The sequence below is a fragment of the Streptosporangium sp. NPDC050284 genome (assembly GCF_044459525.1).
Lineage (GTDB): Bacteria > Actinomycetota > Actinomycetes > Streptosporangiales > Streptosporangiaceae > Streptosporangium.
The window spans coordinates 196,026-213,170 of record NZ_JBITIZ010000013.1; the positions used below are offsets into that span (position 1 = coordinate 196,026).

The 17,145-nt window shown below is 70.5% G+C and carries 16 protein-coding genes; 7 read left to right on the forward strand and 9 right to left on the reverse strand.

The window, feature by feature from the left end; translation table 11 throughout:
• Positions 1-79 precede the first annotated feature (79 nt).
• The gene (locus ACIBH4_RS28415; RefSeq protein WP_362515739.1) at positions 80-508 is read right to left on the reverse strand and encodes a hypothetical protein; all 429 of its coding nucleotides are present in this window, start codon (positions 506-508) and stop codon (positions 80-82) included.
• A 170-nt stretch (positions 509-678) separates the two neighbouring features.
• Here ACIBH4_RS28415 and ACIBH4_RS28420 point away from each other — a divergent pair, with 170 nt between their 5' ends.
• A complete protein-coding gene (locus ACIBH4_RS28420) occupies positions 679-1,416 on the forward strand; it encodes a helix-turn-helix transcriptional regulator (RefSeq protein ID WP_362515741.1) in 738 nt (245 codons plus the stop codon).
• A complete protein-coding gene (locus ACIBH4_RS28425; RefSeq protein WP_362515744.1) occupies positions 1,413-1,907 on the forward strand; it encodes an NUDIX domain-containing protein in 495 nt (164 codons plus the stop codon). The genes ACIBH4_RS28420 and ACIBH4_RS28425 overlap by 4 nt, the downstream gene beginning before the upstream one ends.
• An 85-nt stretch (positions 1,908-1,992) precedes the next feature.
• Here ACIBH4_RS28425 and ACIBH4_RS28430 read toward each other — a convergent pair whose 3' ends face one another.
• The 3 genes from ACIBH4_RS28430 to ACIBH4_RS28440 form a co-directional block, all read right to left on the reverse strand.
• Positions 1,993-2,637 carry a response regulator transcription factor gene (locus ACIBH4_RS28430; RefSeq protein ID WP_362515747.1) on the reverse strand — a complete coding sequence of 215 codons (645 nt, stop codon included), beginning with the start codon at positions 2,635-2,637 and terminating at the stop codon, positions 1,993-1,995.
• Positions 2,628-3,731 carry a histidine kinase gene (locus ACIBH4_RS28435; protein WP_362515749.1) on the reverse strand — a complete coding sequence of 368 codons (1,104 nt, stop codon included), beginning with the start codon at positions 3,729-3,731 and terminating at the stop codon, positions 2,628-2,630. Before ACIBH4_RS28435 ends, ACIBH4_RS28430 begins: the two co-directional genes overlap by 10 nt.
• Positions 3,732-3,971: 240 nt before the next feature.
• Entirely contained in the window at positions 3,972-4,697 is a 726-nt protein-coding gene (locus ACIBH4_RS28440; RefSeq protein ID WP_362515751.1) for a MerR family transcriptional regulator, read from the reverse strand.
• An 87-nt stretch (positions 4,698-4,784) separates the two neighbouring features.
• Between ACIBH4_RS28440 and ACIBH4_RS28445 the strand changes: the two genes are divergently transcribed.
• A complete protein-coding gene (locus ACIBH4_RS28445; RefSeq protein ID WP_362515754.1) occupies positions 4,785-5,261 on the forward strand; it encodes a DUF6194 family protein in 477 nt (158 codons plus the stop codon).
• A gap of 195 nt (positions 5,262-5,456) precedes the next feature.
• Here ACIBH4_RS28445 and ACIBH4_RS28450 read toward each other — a convergent pair whose 3' ends face one another.
• The 3 genes from ACIBH4_RS28450 to ACIBH4_RS28460 all read right to left on the reverse strand — a co-directional run bounded on the left by ACIBH4_RS28450 (position 5,457) and on the right by ACIBH4_RS28460 (position 9,066).
• A complete protein-coding gene (locus ACIBH4_RS28450) occupies positions 5,457-6,092 on the reverse strand; it encodes a DedA family protein (RefSeq protein WP_362515758.1) in 636 nt (211 codons plus the stop codon).
• Positions 6,093-6,470: 378 nt separating this feature from the next.
• Positions 6,471-7,100 (reverse strand): YigZ family protein, encoded by a 630-nt coding sequence (locus ACIBH4_RS28455; protein WP_362515762.1) that lies wholly within the window; start codon positions 7,098-7,100, stop codon positions 6,471-6,473.
• A gap of 43 nt (positions 7,101-7,143) precedes the next feature.
• Positions 7,144-9,066 carry a sigma-70 family RNA polymerase sigma factor gene (locus ACIBH4_RS28460; RefSeq protein WP_362515766.1) on the reverse strand — a complete coding sequence of 641 codons (1,923 nt, stop codon included), beginning with the start codon at positions 9,064-9,066 and terminating at the stop codon, positions 7,144-7,146.
• Positions 9,067-9,449: 383 nt separating this feature from the next.
• Between ACIBH4_RS28460 and ACIBH4_RS28465 the strand changes: the two genes are divergently transcribed.
• The 4 genes from ACIBH4_RS28465 to ACIBH4_RS28480 all read left to right on the forward strand — a co-directional run bounded on the left by ACIBH4_RS28465 (position 9,450) and on the right by ACIBH4_RS28480 (position 14,365).
• Positions 9,450-10,862 (forward strand): DUF1996 domain-containing protein, encoded by a 1,413-nt coding sequence (locus ACIBH4_RS28465; protein ID WP_362515769.1) that lies wholly within the window; start codon positions 9,450-9,452, stop codon positions 10,860-10,862.
• 107 nt (positions 10,863-10,969) lie between these two features.
• Complete coding sequence (locus ACIBH4_RS28470) at positions 10,970-11,569, forward strand: DUF305 domain-containing protein (protein WP_362515773.1); 600 nt, start codon at positions 10,970-10,972, stop codon at positions 11,567-11,569.
• The gene (locus ACIBH4_RS28475) at positions 11,566-12,942 is read left to right on the forward strand and encodes a ferredoxin reductase family protein (protein WP_362515775.1); all 1,377 of its coding nucleotides are present in this window, start codon (positions 11,566-11,568) and stop codon (positions 12,940-12,942) included. Before ACIBH4_RS28470 ends, ACIBH4_RS28475 begins: the two co-directional genes overlap by 4 nt.
• Positions 12,943-13,378: 436 nt before the next feature.
• Complete coding sequence (locus ACIBH4_RS28480; protein WP_362515777.1) at positions 13,379-14,365, forward strand: sulfotransferase; 987 nt, start codon at positions 13,379-13,381, stop codon at positions 14,363-14,365.
• An 81-nt stretch (positions 14,366-14,446) separates the two neighbouring features.
• Here ACIBH4_RS28480 and ACIBH4_RS28485 read toward each other — a convergent pair whose 3' ends face one another.
• The gene (locus ACIBH4_RS28485; protein WP_362515779.1) at positions 14,447-15,337 is read right to left on the reverse strand and encodes a hypothetical protein; all 891 of its coding nucleotides are present in this window, start codon (positions 15,335-15,337) and stop codon (positions 14,447-14,449) included.
• 415 nt (positions 15,338-15,752) lie between these two features.
• Positions 15,753-17,075, reverse strand: coding sequence for a lanthionine synthetase LanC family protein (locus ACIBH4_RS28490; protein ID WP_362515782.1), 1,323 nt, complete (start codon positions 17,073-17,075; stop codon positions 15,753-15,755).
• Between the last annotated feature and the right edge of the window lie 70 nt (positions 17,076-17,145).

Genomic DNA, 17,145 nt, shown 5'->3' on the forward strand with positions numbered 1-17,145 from the left:
ACGGACACAACGCTGCACCTCGTGGTCGCCGTACCTTCTCTTCACTGCACCCCAGGCCTGTTCCCGGTCGCACAGGTACTCAGATGGTGGTGGCCTCGCCATCAAGGCTCAGGACGTAAGCGATCCGGTCGGCTGCCGCGTCGATGTCGGTCGCGGCGGCGAGACGCTCCATTTCGTCGGACCTGCCTGAGGTGGCAAGACGATCGCCCTGCCACCACCAGTACCAGGCCAAGCGAACCGGCCCACCTTCGGACTGTGACGCCTGGCGATCCTTCACCAGAACGACCAGCTGAGACAGCCCGGCGAAAAACGTTCGGGCCAACGCCTGATCCTCGGGTCCGGCGGCTTCGCTGTAATCGGGTGGCCGGGAGAAAAGCAGAATCGCGGTGGCGACCTGCTTAACGGTCAGCCCGCGTTTCAGAGCAGCTTCAACAAGCTGTTTGACCAGCGCTGCAGGAGTGGGGGGATCCTGTGGGACATCGGCATCTTGCGACTGTGGAGATGTCATGTGTCGGCTTCCGTGGATGATGGTTCGGTTGTGCAGGGGAAGGCCATTCCTCACTGTTCCTTCAGGGTGACGGTGGGTGACCGGACAGCGCATCGACACTGCAAGACATCTACCGACAACTACTTCCCAGGAACACGTCAGAAGTTGTCGAAAGATGGCATCACGGCAATGTGGTCAACGAACGCCTTCGCCGAGCGCTTCACCGCGCGGGACACGACATCGCGAGCCTCGCCGAGGCCGCTGAAGTATCAACCAAAACCGTCGAACGCTGGCTGAGCGGCGAGTCTGTGCCGTACCCGAAGACGCGTTACCGCGTGGCCGCGATCCTTCGAGAAGAGGAAAGTTATCTCTGGCCCGACGCGGTCAACGGTGCCTCGTTGGCCGGCGCCGAGCTCGTGGTCACTTATCCCCGGCGCAGCGATGTCCCCCGCCATCTGTGGACCGAACTACTGCGCGGCGCCGATCGCACGATCGACCTGCTCGCGTACGCGGGCCTGTTCCTCACCGAGGAACACCCCGACTGGATGCCCACCCTCATCGCCAAGGCGAACGCGGGTGCCCGCGTAAGGCTGCTCTTGGGAGATTCCAGGGGCAAACAACTCGGTTACCGCGACGCCGAGCACCGTATCGGAGGCGGCGTCGCCGGGCGGGTCGCGGCGGTGATGGCCCACTACACGCAGAACATGCCTCCTTCGGTGGAGATCCGCCTGCACGACACCCCGCTGTACAACTCGATCTACAGATTCGACGACGAGATGCTGATCAACGTGCACGTCTACGGGATTCTGGCGGCATACACTCCGACGCTGCACATTCGCCGTATCGACGGCGCCTACTACAACACATATTTGGAGTCCTACGAGCGGGTATGGGCGGGTGCGCGACCCGTTGAGGAGAGTGACCTGTGAGCAAGCGCAGCCGCAGGATCGACCACTGGCAGGACCCTGACGCTCCCAAGCCGACCAGCCGCAAGCCGTCCGCGAGCGTGTTCGTCCGAAACGACGAAGGCGCCGTGCTGTTGCTGAAGCGCACCGACAACGAGCTGTGGACCATCCCCACGGGCGGCCTCAAGAAAGGTGAGACCGTCGCGCAGTGCGCCATCCGCGAGTGCGAGGAGGAGACCGGTCTGAAAGTCGAGATCACCGGCCTCGTCGGCGTCTTCTCCTCTCCGGACCATGTGATCGTCTACATGTATGGGGACAGGGCCGACGAGGTGCGGCAACCGGTCAATGTCTGCCTGCGGGCCTGCGTGGTCGGAGGCACGATGGAGCCAGACCCCCGCGAGGCGCAGGAGGTGCGCTGGGTGGCCCCCGCCGACCTGGGTGACCATCCCGTCCACCCTGCCCTGCGGCGCCGCATCGAGATCGGACTGAGCGGCCAAGCGCCGTTCGTGGAATAGGTCGGCGCATCTTCCGCTTTCCGGTCGGCTTCGGCGGCCTCGCCTTCGCTCGGGGACACGCTCAGGCCCCATACGTTCGCGCCGGTCAGGAGCCCAGGTAGCGCAGTACGGCCAGGACGCGACGGCTGTAGCCGGTGACGTGCAGCAGGCCGAGCTTGTCGAAGATGGCGTTGACGTGCTTCTCGACGGCGCTCTGGGAGACGTGCAGCCGTTCGGCGGTGGAGGCGTTGGTCAGCCCCTGGGCCATGTGGTCGAGCACCTCGCGCTCGCGGGAGGTGAGGCGGCCCAGCGGGTCGGCGTGGGTGGTCCTGGCCAGCAACTGGCGTACCACCTCGGGATCGAAGGCCGCTCCTCCCGCGCCGACGCGGTCGAGCGCGTCGAGGAAGTCGGCGACCTGGGCCACCCGGTCCTTGAGCAGGTAGCCCACCCCGTCCACGTCGCCGGTCATCAACTCGGTGGCGTAGCGCTTCTCGACGTACTGCGACAACACCAGCACGCGCGTCCCCGGATGACGGCGCCGGATCTCCAGCACCGCCCGCAGTCCCTCGTCGGTGTGGGTCGGCGGCATCCGCACGTCGGCGACGACGATGTCGGGCCGGTGTTCGGCGACCGCGACGACGAGCGCCTCACCGTCACCGACCGCGGCCGGGACCTCGTGGCCCTCCTCCAGCAGCAGCCGGACCAGCCCTTCGCGCAGCAGGGTCGAGTCCTCGGCCAGGATCACCCGCACGGGATCTCCGCGATGATCGTGGTGGGTCCGCCGGGCGGGCTGTCGACGCGGAAGCGGCCGTCCAGCGCGGCCACCCGCCGGGCCAGGCCCGACAGGCCCCCGCCCTCGGGGTTCGCCCCGCCCACGCCATCGTCCTGTACGCGCATGATGAGCATTGTGTCGCGTTCACGGACCTCGACGGTGATCGCGGTGGCGCGGGCGTGCTTGGCCGCGTTGGTCACCGCCTCGCTGACCACGAAGTACGACGCCGTCTCCACCGCCGTCGGCAATCGCGCGGGCGGCTCGCAGACGACCTTGACCGGGACACCGGAGCGTTCGGCCACCCCGGCCAGCGCGTTGGCGAGCCCGAAGGAGTCCAGCCCTGAGGGATAGACGCGCCAGGCCACCTCGCGCAGCTCGGCCAGCGCCTGCTGCGCCTCCTCGTGTGCCTGCGCGAGCAGTTCCGGCCGCCCTCTGCGTGCCCGCCCGACCAGCATGGACAGCGCCACCAGCCGCTGCTGCAGTCCGTCGTGCAGGTCCCGTTCGATTCTGCGCCGCTCGGAGTCGACGGCCGCCAGCACGCCCGCCCGGCTCTCGGCCAGCTCGGTGATGCGGCGCCGCAGCGTCTCGGTGGGATCGGGTCCGAGCATGCGTACGGCCAGCCGCCGCTCCAGCGTGTGCACGCCCACCAGGCCCGACAGCTCCAGGAACAGCAGGACGACTCCCGCGAGGACGAAGTAGGCGAGCAGTGGCGCGCTCGGTGTCATGCCGTCGACCGGCAGGCCCCTTCCCCAGGACCAGGTGATGACGAGGGCCGCCCCGACGCAGTAGGCGAGCGGGACGAGCACCAGACCGCCGAGTACGCCCACCGGCACTCTCGCCCCCAGGTAGCGCAGTTCCCGCCCGTCCGGGCGGTCCGCGTCGAGTCCGAGGGCGGCGGGATCGAGGCGCAGGCGGCGGGCTTCGAGCGCGGCCAGCCACCGGGCCGCCCTCCGCACGGCCGGATGACCGGCGAACGGCAGGGTGAGCAGCAGGAAGGCGACGCCGAGCAGGGCGGTGACCGTCCCGAGAACGACCGCGCACAGCAGCCGCAGCCCTTCATAGGCGGGACGCATGCCGGTCCCCTCGCCGCTCGATCGGCCCGGCACCCGCGAAGGCCGGGGCAGCCGGAAGCACCACGAACGTCGGGGTGAGCGGGAGCACCGGCCCCGCGCCCGGCGCTCCGAGGTTTTCCGTAGGTTCGACCCGCCGATCTGACATGCCCCAGAGGTTACAAACGATCAGGACATGACCGGAATGAGGTACGTGGCCGTTTGCCGGCTGCGGAAAACCACACCCCCGCCGGAAGCCGGGACTCAACCTCGTACGTCCACGGCGGTCTCCCGGGAGGCGCCCGCCGGCGGGATCAGCGTGCTGAGCACGGCGGCGGCGTCGAGGAGGGCTCTGGAGCGGGCGTCGACGCTCGCGTCCCTGGCGGCCAGCGTGGTCATCACCTCGTCCCAGCGGCGGGTGCGCCGCAGCTCCGGCATCAGGGCCCGGAGCGGGGCGACGCGGTGGCCGGCCAGGCGTAGCTGATGGACGATCCGCGCGTCCCGGACATCGTCCGGGAAGTATCGCCGCGGTCCTCCCGGGGAGGCCCGGCGGGGTACGACGAGGCCCTCCGCGTCCCAGTGCCGCAACGTCGAGGGGCGCACGCCGAGCGCGGTGGCGAGCTCGGAGACGCTCATGACGTCCGAGGGGCGTACGTCGCAGATCGTCTCTCCGGAGATCGTCGCGGCGGCCTCCCTCGCCAGCCTGAGCTCCCGTCGTTCCGTGTCGAGCCTGGCGTGCGCCGCGTCGAGCAGGGCGAGCACCTCCGAGGCGGGACGCGCGTGCGCCGCGCGCATGATCCTCCTGGCCTCGACGGGCCCCGTGGCCTCGGCGAGGGCCCGATAGGCGAGCGCGGAACGCAGATGGACCTCGTCGTAGATCCGGTATCCCGTGCCGGTGCGCGTCGCAGGAGGCAGAACGCCGTCGCGTTCGAGATTGCGCACCTGCTGGACGGAGCACCCGGCCTGTCGCGCGACATCGACCGTCCGCATATTTGCTGATTTGCGACTTATCACCCCTCAACCTCGGGGTGTTGGGGGAAAAGTCTCCACAACCACATGAATGAAACGCTACAACGCATGAGTATCGACGAGATCACCGAGTTCCTCACCGGCCTCGACGGGGTTCTCACCCTCAGGCCCGCGCCCGGCGACGGTTCACCCGAGATCAGCTGGGGTGACACGTTCTTCTACTACGCGCCCGACGGCGAGGTCCCGAAGGCGACCCAGCCCTTCGCGACGATCGTGACGAAGGACTATCCGGACGATGAGCTGTCGCGCCTGAACCGTCCCGGCGTCTTCCGCCTGAACCTCTTCGCGGGAAAGGACGCCTTCGTCGGCTGGACGGGCCGTCAGCCGCGCGACGCGGCCACGGACGAGGCCGACCCCAGCGTGATCGACTCCGTGATGGCGCACCCCGTCTACGGCCCGCTGGGCTGGCTGGCCGTGGTGAACCCGGGGCCGCGGACCGAGGCGGCGGTCCTGGAGTTGCTGCGCACGGCTCACGGCCTGGCCCGCTCGCGCCACCGGCGACGCGCCGGATCGGCATCGCCCTGATCAATGATCCCCGCCGCACCGTTTCCGGTCCCTTGACGGCGCTCTCCCTCGTCGGCGCCCCCGGTCCTCCGGAACGCGTGGAAAAGGTGTCGCGAGCGGGAAAGGGCCCGCCGGGAGAGGCGGGGAGCGCCCGGGGTGACAGATCCCGGGCGCTCCCCGCCCGCGCCGGGCAGGCCCTGATCGGAGTGTTCGCGACTACGCGTGGTGCCTGCCCTTGCGCCGGTCGGACAGCTTGACCACGATAAAAACGATCATGGCGAGGATCACGATGCCCAGCACCGACTTCGACACCACCCCCATGTACTGCTCGACCAGCTCCCACTGCTCACCGAGCAGGAACCCCGCCATCACGAAGACCGTGTTCCAGATGAGACTGCCCAGGGTGGTGAGGAGCGTGAAGATCATGATCGGCATGCGCTCGATCCCCGCCGGAATCGAGATCAGGCTACGGAAGATGGGGATCATCCGGCCGAAGAAGACGGTCTTCCTCCCGTGCCTGGCGAACCACGCCTCGGTCTTCTCGATGTCGGAGACACTGACCAGCGGCAGCTTGGAGGCGATGAACACCACGCGCTCCCTGCCCAGCAGGGCTCCGACCCCGTACAGCGCGAGCGCGCCGACCACCGATCCCAGGGTCGTCCAGAGCACGGCGTCGAACAGCCCCATGTTCCCCTTGCTCGCGGTGAACCCGGCCAGCGGCAGGATCACCTCGCTGGGCAGGGGCGGGAACAGGTTCTCAAGTGCGATCGCCAGCCCCGCCCCGGGCGCACCCAGGGTTTCCATAAGGTTGACCGCCCATCCGGCGACTCCGTCGAGATTCGGTGAACTCATAGGGACAAGGCTACGGAGGGCTGCGTACGGTCTGGATGAGGAACGCCGCCTTCCTCGCCTGGCGTGCACCACGGAGCTCGGCTGCGGAAAACCTCAGCCGAGTTCCGCACGGCCGTGACGCCCGGATGTCGTTCGCGGTTTTCCCACGTCAGAGGGGAATCGAGCGGTCAGGACGGGAGTGGCGGTGGCGCGGAAGGATCCCGTGCCGCTTCCGAGGACGGGCGGTCATGGCCGTCGGCCGGCACCGTCCCCCCATCCGAGTGTGACCCATCCCACATTTATTGCCGACGGGAACGGCGCGTGTCGAGGGCTTTCACGGGGAAAGGGCACCGCCTTCCACCCGGATCCGGCCTGCGACAGGCACAGGACGGGCGCGGGTCAGGTGTCCCTGAGGTGGACCGCCTCGCCCGGCTCGATCCCGGCGCGCCCCGCGGTCAGCGTCGCGACCCAGCCGGGGAAGGCGGGAAGATCCCGCTCGCGCACCGCGACGCGGAAGCCGACATCCGCACCGTAGAGGACCTCCCTCACCTCGTACGGCGAGGCGTGCAGGTCGTTCTCCAGCCGCCCGGCCCTGACGTGGTCCACGGTCACGGTCATGACCCTGGCGGGCACCATGCCGACCAGCGGCGTGAGGTCCAGCGTCTTACCGACCGACGAACCGTACGCGCGGACCAGCCCTCCGGCGCCGAGTTTCACCCCGCCGAAGTATCGGGTGACCACCGCCACCACGTCGGCGACACCCCGGCGCAGCAGGGTCTCCAGCATCGGGGTCCCCGCGGTGCCGCCGGGCTCGCCGTCGTCGTCGGCCCGCTGGACCCGGCGGTCGCCGCCGATCACGTACGCCGAGCAGTTGTGCGTGGCGTCGCCGTGCAGCCGCCTGCGGGTGGCGACGAACTCCTTCGCCGCCTCCTCGGAGGAGACCGGGCCGACCGCGCACAGGAACCGGGAGCGCTTGATCTCGATCTCGTGTTCCACGGTCTCCCGCGGAGTCAGGTACGGGTCGGGCACCCGGCAAGGCTATCCGTCCGAGTGCCGCCCAGGGACAGGAGGCTCAGCGTGCCGCCTGGAAGGCGCGGCCGGCGCGGGTGGCGGTCCCGTCGCCGCGGAACAACCCGCTGCCCGGCTCGGTCTCCGAGGAGGGCAGGCCGAACCAGGCGTAACGTCGCACGTACGGCAGGGAGGCCAGCATCCTGGTGGAGGCCGTGACGAACGCGGCCTGCTGGGCGTCACTGGCATAGCGGGTGCCGTTCGAGAAGTCGATCAGGGCATACTCGGTGAGCCAGATCGGCTTGCGGTAGCGCTGGTACACGGCCTGGATGTACGACTTGAGCTGGTTCACCGCGGGCTGAGTACGGAAGTCCGCCCCGTACCAGTGCAGCGCGATGAAGTCGACGCGGTAGTCCCGCTCCTCGGCTCCGGACATGAAACGGTCCAGCCAGCCACCCGGGGTGTCGGCACCGAACGCGACGGAGGGGCTGCCGAGCACGCGGCCCGCGGACATGAGTTCCGGCCAGAGCGACAGCGCCTCCTCCACGGTCATGTTGGCCTGCTCGGGCAGGTCGGGCTCGTTGAAGGCGAGCAGATAGGGCCCGGCACGCCTCGCCTGGGCGAGGTTCTCCGGCGTGACGCTGCCCGCTCCCCAGATCATCGGGACGAACCCGTCCGCCTTGGGACCGGTGACGCCCTCGCGGCGCGTGGACCAGGTGTAGTACCAGCTCGCGCCGGACTTCGCGAAGGCCGAGCTGAGGCCGGGCATCTTCCACACGCCCACCCCCTTCCTGGAGGAGGTCACGACCGCGGGCGGCAGGGGCGGCGTGGGGGTGGGCGTGCGGGAGGCCTGCCTGCGGCTGGGAGCGGGGGACGGGGAGGGGGTGACGGTGCGCGCTGACGGCGTCCGCGACGGGGGCGGCGACGGCGAGACCGTCCGCGCGGGCACGGCGAGCGAAGGAGCGGGCTCGGGAGCGGGAGCCGTGAACTGCCCGAACACCAGGACGCCCGCGACGACGACGGCCACCGCGCCGCCGATCGCGGCCGGGGCGGAGGGCAGGGAGGCCGACAGGCCCGTCCGCGCCGTCTCGGTCGTCTCCAGGGCGTGCGCGGCGCCGTGGGAGGTGGCGTGCGCCACCGCCTCGACGGCGGGGGGAGCGGCCTGGAGGTGGTGCAGGGCGAAGCCGACGGGGACGGGCAGCAGCGGCAGCCCGCTGAGCAGCCGGTCGATGGGCAGCAGGCCCGCGGTGTGCCCCTGGCAGACGGCGCAGTCGCGGATGTGCCGGGCGAAGCGTTTGCGCCACAACGGGCTGGGGACGCCGTCCCAGTTCGCGGTGAGGGCGTCGCGCCCGGGGCATCCGGAGTCGGCGCGCAGCGCCCGCACGATGGTGCGCGCCGTCTGGACCTGCTCCTTCATCCGCTGGACGCGTACGGCGGTGTGACGCCCCGACAGGCCGAGGGCTCCGGCGAGGTCGGCGCGGTCGAGCTCGCCGGTCTCCTCAAGCCACCACAGGGCGAGGAGCGCCTGGTCGTCGCCGTCCAGCCAGCGGGTGGCCTCGGCGACCTCGCGGCGCTGGTCGGTGAGCCCGAGCCTCAGGATGGTCACAGCGGCGAAGTCCGAGGCGGGGTCGGGCACCTCCTCCGCGGTGTCGAGGTCCGCCCTGCGGTGCTGGGTGGTCCTGCGATCCTGCTCGTGGTCGCGCACCTGACGGACGGTGATGGCCACCAGCCAGGACCGGTAGGCCTGCGGGTCGCGCAGGTCGGGCAGCGCGCGGACGACCCGGAGGAACGTCTCCTGGACCACGTCGTCGACGTCGGTGTGGCCGTTCAGCGCTCGCCCGACGATGTTGTAGACGAGCGGGAGGGAGTCGGCCACCAGCGCGTCCAACGCCTGCTGGTCCCCGTCGCGTGCGGCGGCCACCATCGCCGTGTCGGGTCCGTCCCTGCCGGTTCCGCGCATCGCACTCCGCTTCCTGTCGCCGTCCACGGTCATCGCCCCCGCGCCGCTCCGGGCGGCAGGCAGGGACGATTCTCTCCATAACCCCACATAGCGGAAGACCAACGAGCCCCCTCTACGGAGACCGGCGGCAGGTCAGGGAGACAACAAAAATTTTCTCCGTCCTTTTTCTGAGATTTCCTGAGATTCCCCGGGATTTTTTGTTGTCGCCCGTCCCCCCGCCGGTCTCCAGTCCAGGAGCAGAACACGCCCGGCGCCGGGCGTGACGGCGAAGGAGGCTCGTGACGGTGACACCGCGAAGGCGCACGGTGACACCGCTGTCCGCTGACACGCCGGGCCACGAGCCGGTCCGTCCGAGACGCCGTCGACCATCACGTCCACCACAACTCCATCCCCCTAAGGACCTCATCCACATGAGTGAGACCGTTCCGAACACCACGGCCCCCGGTCGCAGATCGAGCGGGCGAGTCCATCGCCTCGCGCTCGCCGGCACCCTCGCGACCGTCCTGGGCGTCTCCCTGGTGAACGGCGTCACCCCGGCCGGCGCGGCCGAGGCCCCGCTGTCGCAGAGCGGCAAGGCCACCGCCTCCTCATCCGAGAGGGGCGACCTGTCCCCCGCGGCCACGATCGACGGCAAGGAGAACACCCGCTGGTCGAGCGCCTTCAGTGACCCCCAGTGGCTCCAGGTCGACCTGGGCGCGTCCAAGGCGATCAAGAAGATCGTGCTGAAGTGGGAGAACGCCTACGCCACGGCCTTCACGATCCAGACCTCCTCCGGTGGAGGCCAGTGGAAGACGATCCACACCACGACCGCGGGCAAGGGCGGCGTGCAGACCCTGAACGTCTCGGCCACCGGCCGCTACGTCCGGCTCAACACCACCAAGCGCTCCTCCCAGTACGGGGTCTCGCTGTGGGAGTTCGAGGTCTACGGCACCGGCTCGGGCACCGCCACCCCCAGGCCGAGCGCCACCCCGAGCGCCACCCCGACCAGGCCGACCCCCACCACCACCGCGACCCCGCCGGCTTCCGGCACCAACCTGCCCAAGGGCCCGGTCCCGCCCGGCGCGGTGCGGGTGGCGGAGTTCCTCGCCGAGTGCCCCTACACCCACCGGCTGCCCGACGACCCGATCGTGATGCCGGGCCTCGCCGGCGGGTCGCACATGCACAGCTTCTTCGGCAACACCTCCACGAACGCCGACTCCGACATCAAGAGCCTGCTGAAGGGCGGGACCACCTGCAGCCCCAAGGCCGACCTGTCCTCGTACTGGGTGCCGACCCTCTACAGCAACGACAAGCCCGTCGAGCCGACCGGCACCACGTTCTACTACCTGGGTGAGGGCATCAAGGACGAGCTGATGGCCCAGACCCGGCCGCTCCCGCTGGGCCTGCGCATCGTGGCCGGCAACGCCAAGGCGACCGGTGTCAACGACCCCACGAGCAGCTCGCGCTGGTCGTGCCTGCACGCCGGCGAGGTGGGCTCCTCCAAGAACTTCGTCAACTGCCCGGCAGGCAAGATGCTGGAGTCCTACCTGGACTTCCCGCACTGCTGGAACGGCAAGGACCTGGACTCGCCCGACCACAAGAGCCACATGTCCTATCCGGTCAACGGCGCCTGCCCGACCTCGCACCCGGTGATCGTGCCCAAGCTGCGCCAGGTGCTGCGCTACCCGGTCAGCGGCGACCCGGCCAAGTTCCGGCTCTCCTCGGGCCCCGGATACACCATGCACGCCGACTTCTTCAACGCCTGGCCCGAGGCCGAGATGGAGCGCCGCGTGCGTGACTGCATCCGCCCGATCGTCAAGTGCGGCGCCGACGGCACCCCCTGAGACGACAGGTGATCGCTTTCAGGCGTAAGACACACCGTCCGGCCTGAACAGGGCGAGGCCCCACACACCGGGCCTCACCACGGGAGCGGCGTGAGCGGAGGAGCGACATGAAGGCGTCCACGATCGGCGCGACGGTACTCGTCGTGCTCACCGTGCTGCTGGTCTCACGATGTGTCGCCGCCGAGCCGCCGACCCATTCGGCCGCGAATCACCCGTCGTCACGAAGCGGACCCGACGCGCTTCCCACACCGACCGGAAGCGCGCCGGGCTCCTTCAACGGCACCGACATCGCGTGGTTGCAGTTGATGATCCCGATGACCGAGCAGGCGGTACGCCTGCTGGAGCTGGCCCCCGGCAAGACCTCGAATCCGAAGATCACGCGATTCGCCGAGGAGAACGTCGCCGATCACCGTACGACGCTCGGAAGGTTGCGCGACCTGCTGCGGAGGTCCGGGGTGCCGGAGAGCGACGAGCACGAGGGGCACGACATCCCGGGCATGGTGATCCCCGACGACTTCGCGGCCCTGAGACGGGCCGACGGCGCCGCGTTCGACCGGCTCTTCACCAGGGACGCGCGCGAATATCTCACGCAGTCGGTCCTGGTCGCGAAGGGCGAGCAGAAGTCGGGCTCCGACCGGGAGACCAGGGCGTTCGCCGCCACCCTGGAGAAGGACCACGGCGACCGGCTCACCCGGCTGGGGCCGTGAGAGGCCCCGCCCCCGCCCCCGGCACGCGCGCACGGCGACGCGCCGCCGTCCGGCCGCCCGCGCGCCGGGCGCGGCCCTCCCTGGTCCTCGCCCTCGTCTGCGCCGGAGCCGTCGCGGCGACCGCGACGTGCTGGTCGGACATCACCTCGGTCTCCGGGGTCGCCGGGGCACTGGCCTGGGCGGGCAGGCTCACCGGCATGCTCGCGGGCTACGCCTGTGCCGTCCTGCTGGGGCTGATGGCCCGCGTTCCCGCGCTGGATCGCGGGGTCGGAACCGACCGGCTGGCCCGCTGGCACGCGACGGGCGGCCGCCACACCATCGTCCTGTCGGCGGCCCACATGCTGTTCGCCGTCGCGGCCCATGTGGCACGGTCCGGCACAGGCGTGTTCGAGGGGACCGCGGAGCTGATCCTGGACGGCCCGGCCATGCTGGAGGCGACGGTCGCCCTCCTGCTGCTGACCGGCGTCGCGTTCGTCTCGGTGCGCGAGGTGCGGCGCAGGATGCGGTACGAGACCTGGCACTACCTGCATTTCATCACCTACGGGGCCGTTTTCCTCGGGTTCGGTCACCAGCTCACCGGGCCGGACCTCGCCGGCGGCGTCGTCATGAGGGTGTTCTGGTACGCGCTGTATGCCTCCGTCGTCGCCCTGCTGGTCTGGTATCGCTTCCTCACCCCCGTCCACCGTGCCCTGCGCCACCGGCTGCGGGTCGCCGAAATCCGCAGGGAGTCGTCCACCGTGGTGTCGGTCTACCTGACCGGGGAGCACCTGGACGAGCTGGGCGCCGAACCCGGCCAGTTCTTCCGTTGGCGGTTCCTCGCCCCTGGCATGTGGTGGACGGCCAACCCCTACTCGCTGTCGGCACCCGCCAACTCCCGCTTCCTGCGGATCACCGTCAAGGGCGTCGGCGACCACAGCGGCGCGCTGGCCGGGCTGCGGCCCGGTACCCGCGTGTGGGCCGAGGGTCCCTACGGGGCCCTCACCGCCGCACGGCGCCGCAGGCCGCAGGTTCTGCTGGTCGGCGGCGGCGTGGGGATCAGCCCGCTGCGCGCGCTCTTCGAGACGCTGCCCGGCGAGGTGACCCTCGTCTACATGGCGCGCCGCGACGAGGAGCTGATCCTCCGCGACGAGCTGGACGCCATCGCCGCCGTGCGCGGCGCAACGATCCACTACACCGTGGACGAACTCACCGGATCGCCGGGCGGGCGGAGCGTGCCGCTGACCGGGCGCGCCCTGCGGGCCCTGATACCCGGTCTGGCCGTCCACGACGTCTATCTGTGCGGCCCCTCCGGGATGACGGTCGCGGCACGCCACGCCCTGCGCCGCGCGGGCGTGCCCGGCCGGCGCATCCACGTGGAGTCGTTCGACTTCTGAGGTCGGGCCGGGTCGCGGCGACGACCTCGCCCGGCTCCGGTTCGGCTTTTTGACATCCTCCCCCACCTGAAGGCGGGGGATTCCGAAGGCAACTACCCCGCAAGGAGGAGATCGCGGTGACCGCGGTGTTCGCGCCGTCGGCTTTCGCCGATCGCCGCCGCGACGTGACGGCACCGTCCGACGACGCGCCCGCGCCGCCCACCTCGGAGCAGCGCGACAAAACTCCTTCGCAGTGGCGAAATAGCGGAAAAGAACTCGGTGTTCACCGGGCGGGACAGGCCTCTTCGCATCATGACCTGGAGATAAGTGCGATGAGTGAAATCTCCACCATTGGGAACTCCCCTGGGTCACGGCGATCGCACGAGCGGGTGCTTGCCTTCGCCCGAGAAAGGGCTATATTTACCAATAATCATAGTAGGGATTAAGGGTAATAACGATGCCCCTGCCGAATTTCCTCACGATCGGTGCTCCGAAAGCCGGGACCACCGCCCTGCACGCCGCACTGGCCCGGCACCCGGGACTGTTCATGTCCCCGGTGAAGGAACCGAAGTTCTTCCTCAGCGACGGCCCGCCGCCGACCAGGGGGGGACCTGGCGACGCCCAGACCTACCGCGAGCACGTCTGGCGGCGCGAGGACTACGAGGCCCTGTTCACGGCGGCACCGCCGGGCACGCTCACCGGCGAGTCGACCCCGTTCTATCTCTACGACCTGGCGGCGCAGCGGCGCATCAGGGAGACCATCCCCGACGCCAGGCTCATCGTGGTGCTGCGCGACCCGGTGGAGCGCGCCCACTCCAACTGGACCCACCTGTGGTCGGCCGGGCTGGAGCCGATCGGCGACGTGGTCCTCGCCTGCGCCGAAGAGGCGCGGCGGATCAGGGCCGGCTGGGCGCCGTTCTGGCACTATCGCGGGCTCGGCAAGTACGGGGAACAGCTCGCACACCTGTTCACCCTGTTCCCCCGCGAGCAGGTGCTCGTCTACCGCTACCGTGACCTGGTCGACCGCCCCGCCGAGACCCTCGACCGGATCTTCCGCTTTCTCGGGCTGGAGACCGGCGTGGTCACCGAGGTCCCCAGGGAGAACGTGACCGCCCACCCGGAGCCGACCCGTGGGCACCGGATGCTGTCGCGGGCGCTGCGCGTGGGATCGTCCGTGGGACGTTTCCTGCCGTCGCGGGTGAGCGTGGCGCTGACCGACCCGCTGGAGCGCAGGCTGCAGGAGCGGGCCCGCTCCCGCCAGCCGCTCACCTGGGACCAGCGGGAGAAGCTGATCCCCTACTTCACCGAGGACGTGGCACTGCTGCAGAAGGTGACCGGCGAGGACTTCAGCGACTGGCTCCGCCCCCGCGAGCGCTCGGGCGGCCTGGTGGGCACCCGCCCCAACGGCCAGCGCCAGGCGCGCAACGGCCGCCCCCAGGCGTAGCGGGACGCCCCGGGGCGCAGCTAAACCATCTTTGCCGGACGGTCCCGGGCACTGTGGCACGCCCGGGACCCCGTGCCGTGGTCAGCGCAGTTCGGTGCGGAGCTCGTGCGCCCCGTCCGCACGGGTGTACTCGTAGTAGAGCCGCCGCCCGCCGCCCGGCAGATCCACGATGTCCAGGTAGCGAAGGCCACCGCCCGCGTACGGCGAGACCCCGACGGGCTCGGTGCCGAGAGGGGTCAGCTCCGCCGGGTCGGTGCCGACCGCGACACCGGTCTTCTCCTCGTAGTTCTCCGCCGCGGTGGCCCTGCCGTCGTAGAAGGCCACCACCCTGTCGCCGAGGAAGCGGACCGCGGCCACCCGCGCGCCCCTGGCGTCCCAGGTGCCGGGACGGCCGCTGAGCGCGGTGCCCTGCCAGGTCCACTCGATGCCGTCGGCACTGGTGGCGTAGTCGGTCACCATCTGGTCGGCCTCGTGGGCCTCCTCCAGCGGGTGGCAGGAGGCCCACAGGTGCCAGAGGCCGTCCCGCAGCACGATCACCGGGTCCTTGACGCCGGTCTTCGGGTCGCCCGGCAGCACGACCCGCCGCTGCGAGGCCTGGAAGCCGGACGGGTCGTCGGCCTCCAGCACCTCGACCCGCCAGTGCTTGGTGTCGTAGGTGGCGCAGCTGAGGTAGAGCCTCCAGCGTCCCTCCGGCGTGCGTACCAGGGTGGGCCGCTCCAGCGACTCCGTGTCCATCTCCTCCCTGCCGATCGTGAGCAGGGTCTCGAACCGTTCACCGTCGACGGAACGGGCGACGGCGACCGCGTAACCACGGCCCTCGCCGACGGGACGGCGCAGCCGGTAGGCAAGGTAGACGAGCCCGTCGCTCGCCACGGCGCTCGGTGCACCGGCCCAGTGGCCGGCGCCCGGCTGTGCCGGTTCGATCGCGACGACGGAACGGTCGGGGTCGGGAAGGAAGTCCTCGATTGTCACGAGACCGAGATTAGGCATGCCTTGCGCAACACTCACGGAGAATCACCAATCATCATCACGAGCTTTGTCACCCCTTGACGGCCAAAGGGCAGATCATCCCTGGTTTCTCCGGCGCGAGGGGCGCCGGTGGCCGCCACCCTCCGCGACCGGGTCGGCACGATCGGGCGTACCGGGGGTGACACGGTCCGGGGTGCCGGGACGGCGCCGGAGACGTGTCCGCGGCGCCGGGCCCGGTGGAGGCCTCGATGCCCGACCGTACAGGGTTCGGAGAGCTGCGCGGACGCGGCAGGCCGGGGACGCGTCCTCCGCGCCACCCGGCCGTGGACCCGCACCGTGCCCTCCGCGCCACGGCGGCCCTTCTTCACGCTCGCCCACGGAAGCGGTCGGCTCACCGGCGACGCGCCTTCCATGATCGTCAGGAGCGGCGGAGCGTCGCGCTCGGCAGCGGGATCGCGGGGAACGGATTGTCCGGCGGCAGGATGAGCCGCCTCGCCTCCTGCGGGCGGGCGGTGGCGTCCAGGTGCAGGAGTGCGGCCCCGACCCCCGCGGCCCCGACCATGTAGCCGGTGTCGGCGGTGACCTCCCAGGGGCGCAACCGCCGGTAGGCCTGGTACCAGCGGGTGCCCCTGCCGTCGTGGCCGGTGGCCCGGCCGACCAGGTTCTCCCCCAGTGTGCGGGCGAACTCCAGATGCCGGCTGTGGCCGGTCGCCGCCCAGAGTCCCACGAACAGCTCCACCAGACCGGCGGTGCCGCAGCACTGGCAGGCCGAGTTCCAGGAGCCTCCGCTCTGGTCGGCGGGGGCGCCGCTGCGGACGATCCCCCTCGCCAGCCGCTCGGCCCAGTCGAGATCCCCGGCATCGCCCGACACCCGGTGCAGCTCGTAGAACATCCGGGCGACCCCTGCCGAGCCGGAGCAGAAGCCCAGGTAGTGCAGGTCGCGGCCCTGCGGGATGTGGTGCGGCACCAGCGCGCACCGCTCGCTCACGGCGCTGACCGCGCGGACGAAGTCGGCCCCCCTGCGGGAGGCGCCCAGGAAGGCGCTCTCACCGGTCACGCCGTACAAACGGGCGAGCAGGAAGGCGGTACCCGCGGTGCCGGACAGGAAGCCGGGGGTGACCGCGTCCAGGGGCAGGTCGGCGCAGGCGCCCTCGCCGAAGCGGTGACCGGGGACGACGAGCGTGGCGATGCGGGCGCCGGCCTCGACCGCGACCTCCTGGTAGGCGGGCACTCCCAGGATGCCCGCGGCGTGCAGCAGGCCGAGGATGATCCCGCCGTCGCCTCGCTGCGCGGGGTCGCCGGTCCAGCCCAGGCCGCCGTCGATGGGGCGGGCGCTGCGCACGATGCGGTCGGCGACGGCGCCGGCCTCGACCTCGAAGCCACCCTCGCCGGTGGCCCAACCGGTCTCGGCGAGGGCGAACATCACTCCGGCCAGGCCGTGGTGGAGGGAGAGGTCGGCCTGCTCCCGCCAGGTGGCGACGAGGTATCGGGCCCCGGCCGTGGCGTCGTCGAGGTAGCCGTCGTCTCCGGTGGCGGCGGCGAGTTCCAGGAAGAACAGGATGATCCCGGCCGCCCCCGAGTACAGCGAGAGGGGGTGGTCGGGCATGGCGGCCCGGCCTCGGGGGTCGGGATTGGCCAGCCAGTGTCGTCCGCGTTCGTCGTCCACGGCCGCGGAACGGATCCAGCGCGCGACGCCGACCGCGGTGGCCAGCGGGCTCTCGGCCTCCGGCTCCAGGCTCATGGCGGCTCCTTCGTACGGCGAGACAATCATTTTACCTGTATTTCCTACAGGATCAATAGGTAATCCGATC

Bases quoted from the DNA above. Each gene is read 5' to 3' on its own strand.
- ACIBH4_RS28480 (WP_362515777.1), top strand. From the start codon at position 13,379: ATGCCCCTGCCGAATTTCCTCACGATCGGTGCTCCGAAAGCCGGGACC.
- ACIBH4_RS28465 (WP_362515769.1), top strand. From the start codon at position 9,450: ATGAGTGAGACCGTTCCGAACACCACGGCCCCCGGTCGCAGATCGAGC.
- ACIBH4_RS28445 (WP_362515754.1), top strand. From the start codon at position 4,785: ATGAGTATCGACGAGATCACCGAGTTCCTCACCGGCCTCGACGGGGTT.
- ACIBH4_RS28470 (WP_362515773.1), top strand. From the start codon at position 10,970: ATGAAGGCGTCCACGATCGGCGCGACGGTACTCGTCGTGCTCACCGTG.
- ACIBH4_RS28450 (WP_362515758.1), bottom strand. From the start codon at position 6,092: ATGAGTTCACCGAATCTCGACGGAGTCGCCGGATGGGCGGTCAACCTT.
- ACIBH4_RS28435 (WP_362515749.1), bottom strand. From the start codon at position 3,731: ATGCGTCCCGCCTATGAAGGGCTGCGGCTGCTGTGCGCGGTCGTTCTC.
- ACIBH4_RS28490 (WP_362515782.1), bottom strand. From the start codon at position 17,075: ATGAGCCTGGAGCCGGAGGCCGAGAGCCCGCTGGCCACCGCGGTCGGC.
- ACIBH4_RS28440 (WP_362515751.1), bottom strand. From the start codon at position 4,697: ATGCGGACGGTCGATGTCGCGCGACAGGCCGGGTGCTCCGTCCAGCAG.
- ACIBH4_RS28415 (WP_362515739.1), bottom strand. From the start codon at position 508: ATGACATCTCCACAGTCGCAAGATGCCGATGTCCCACAGGATCCCCCC.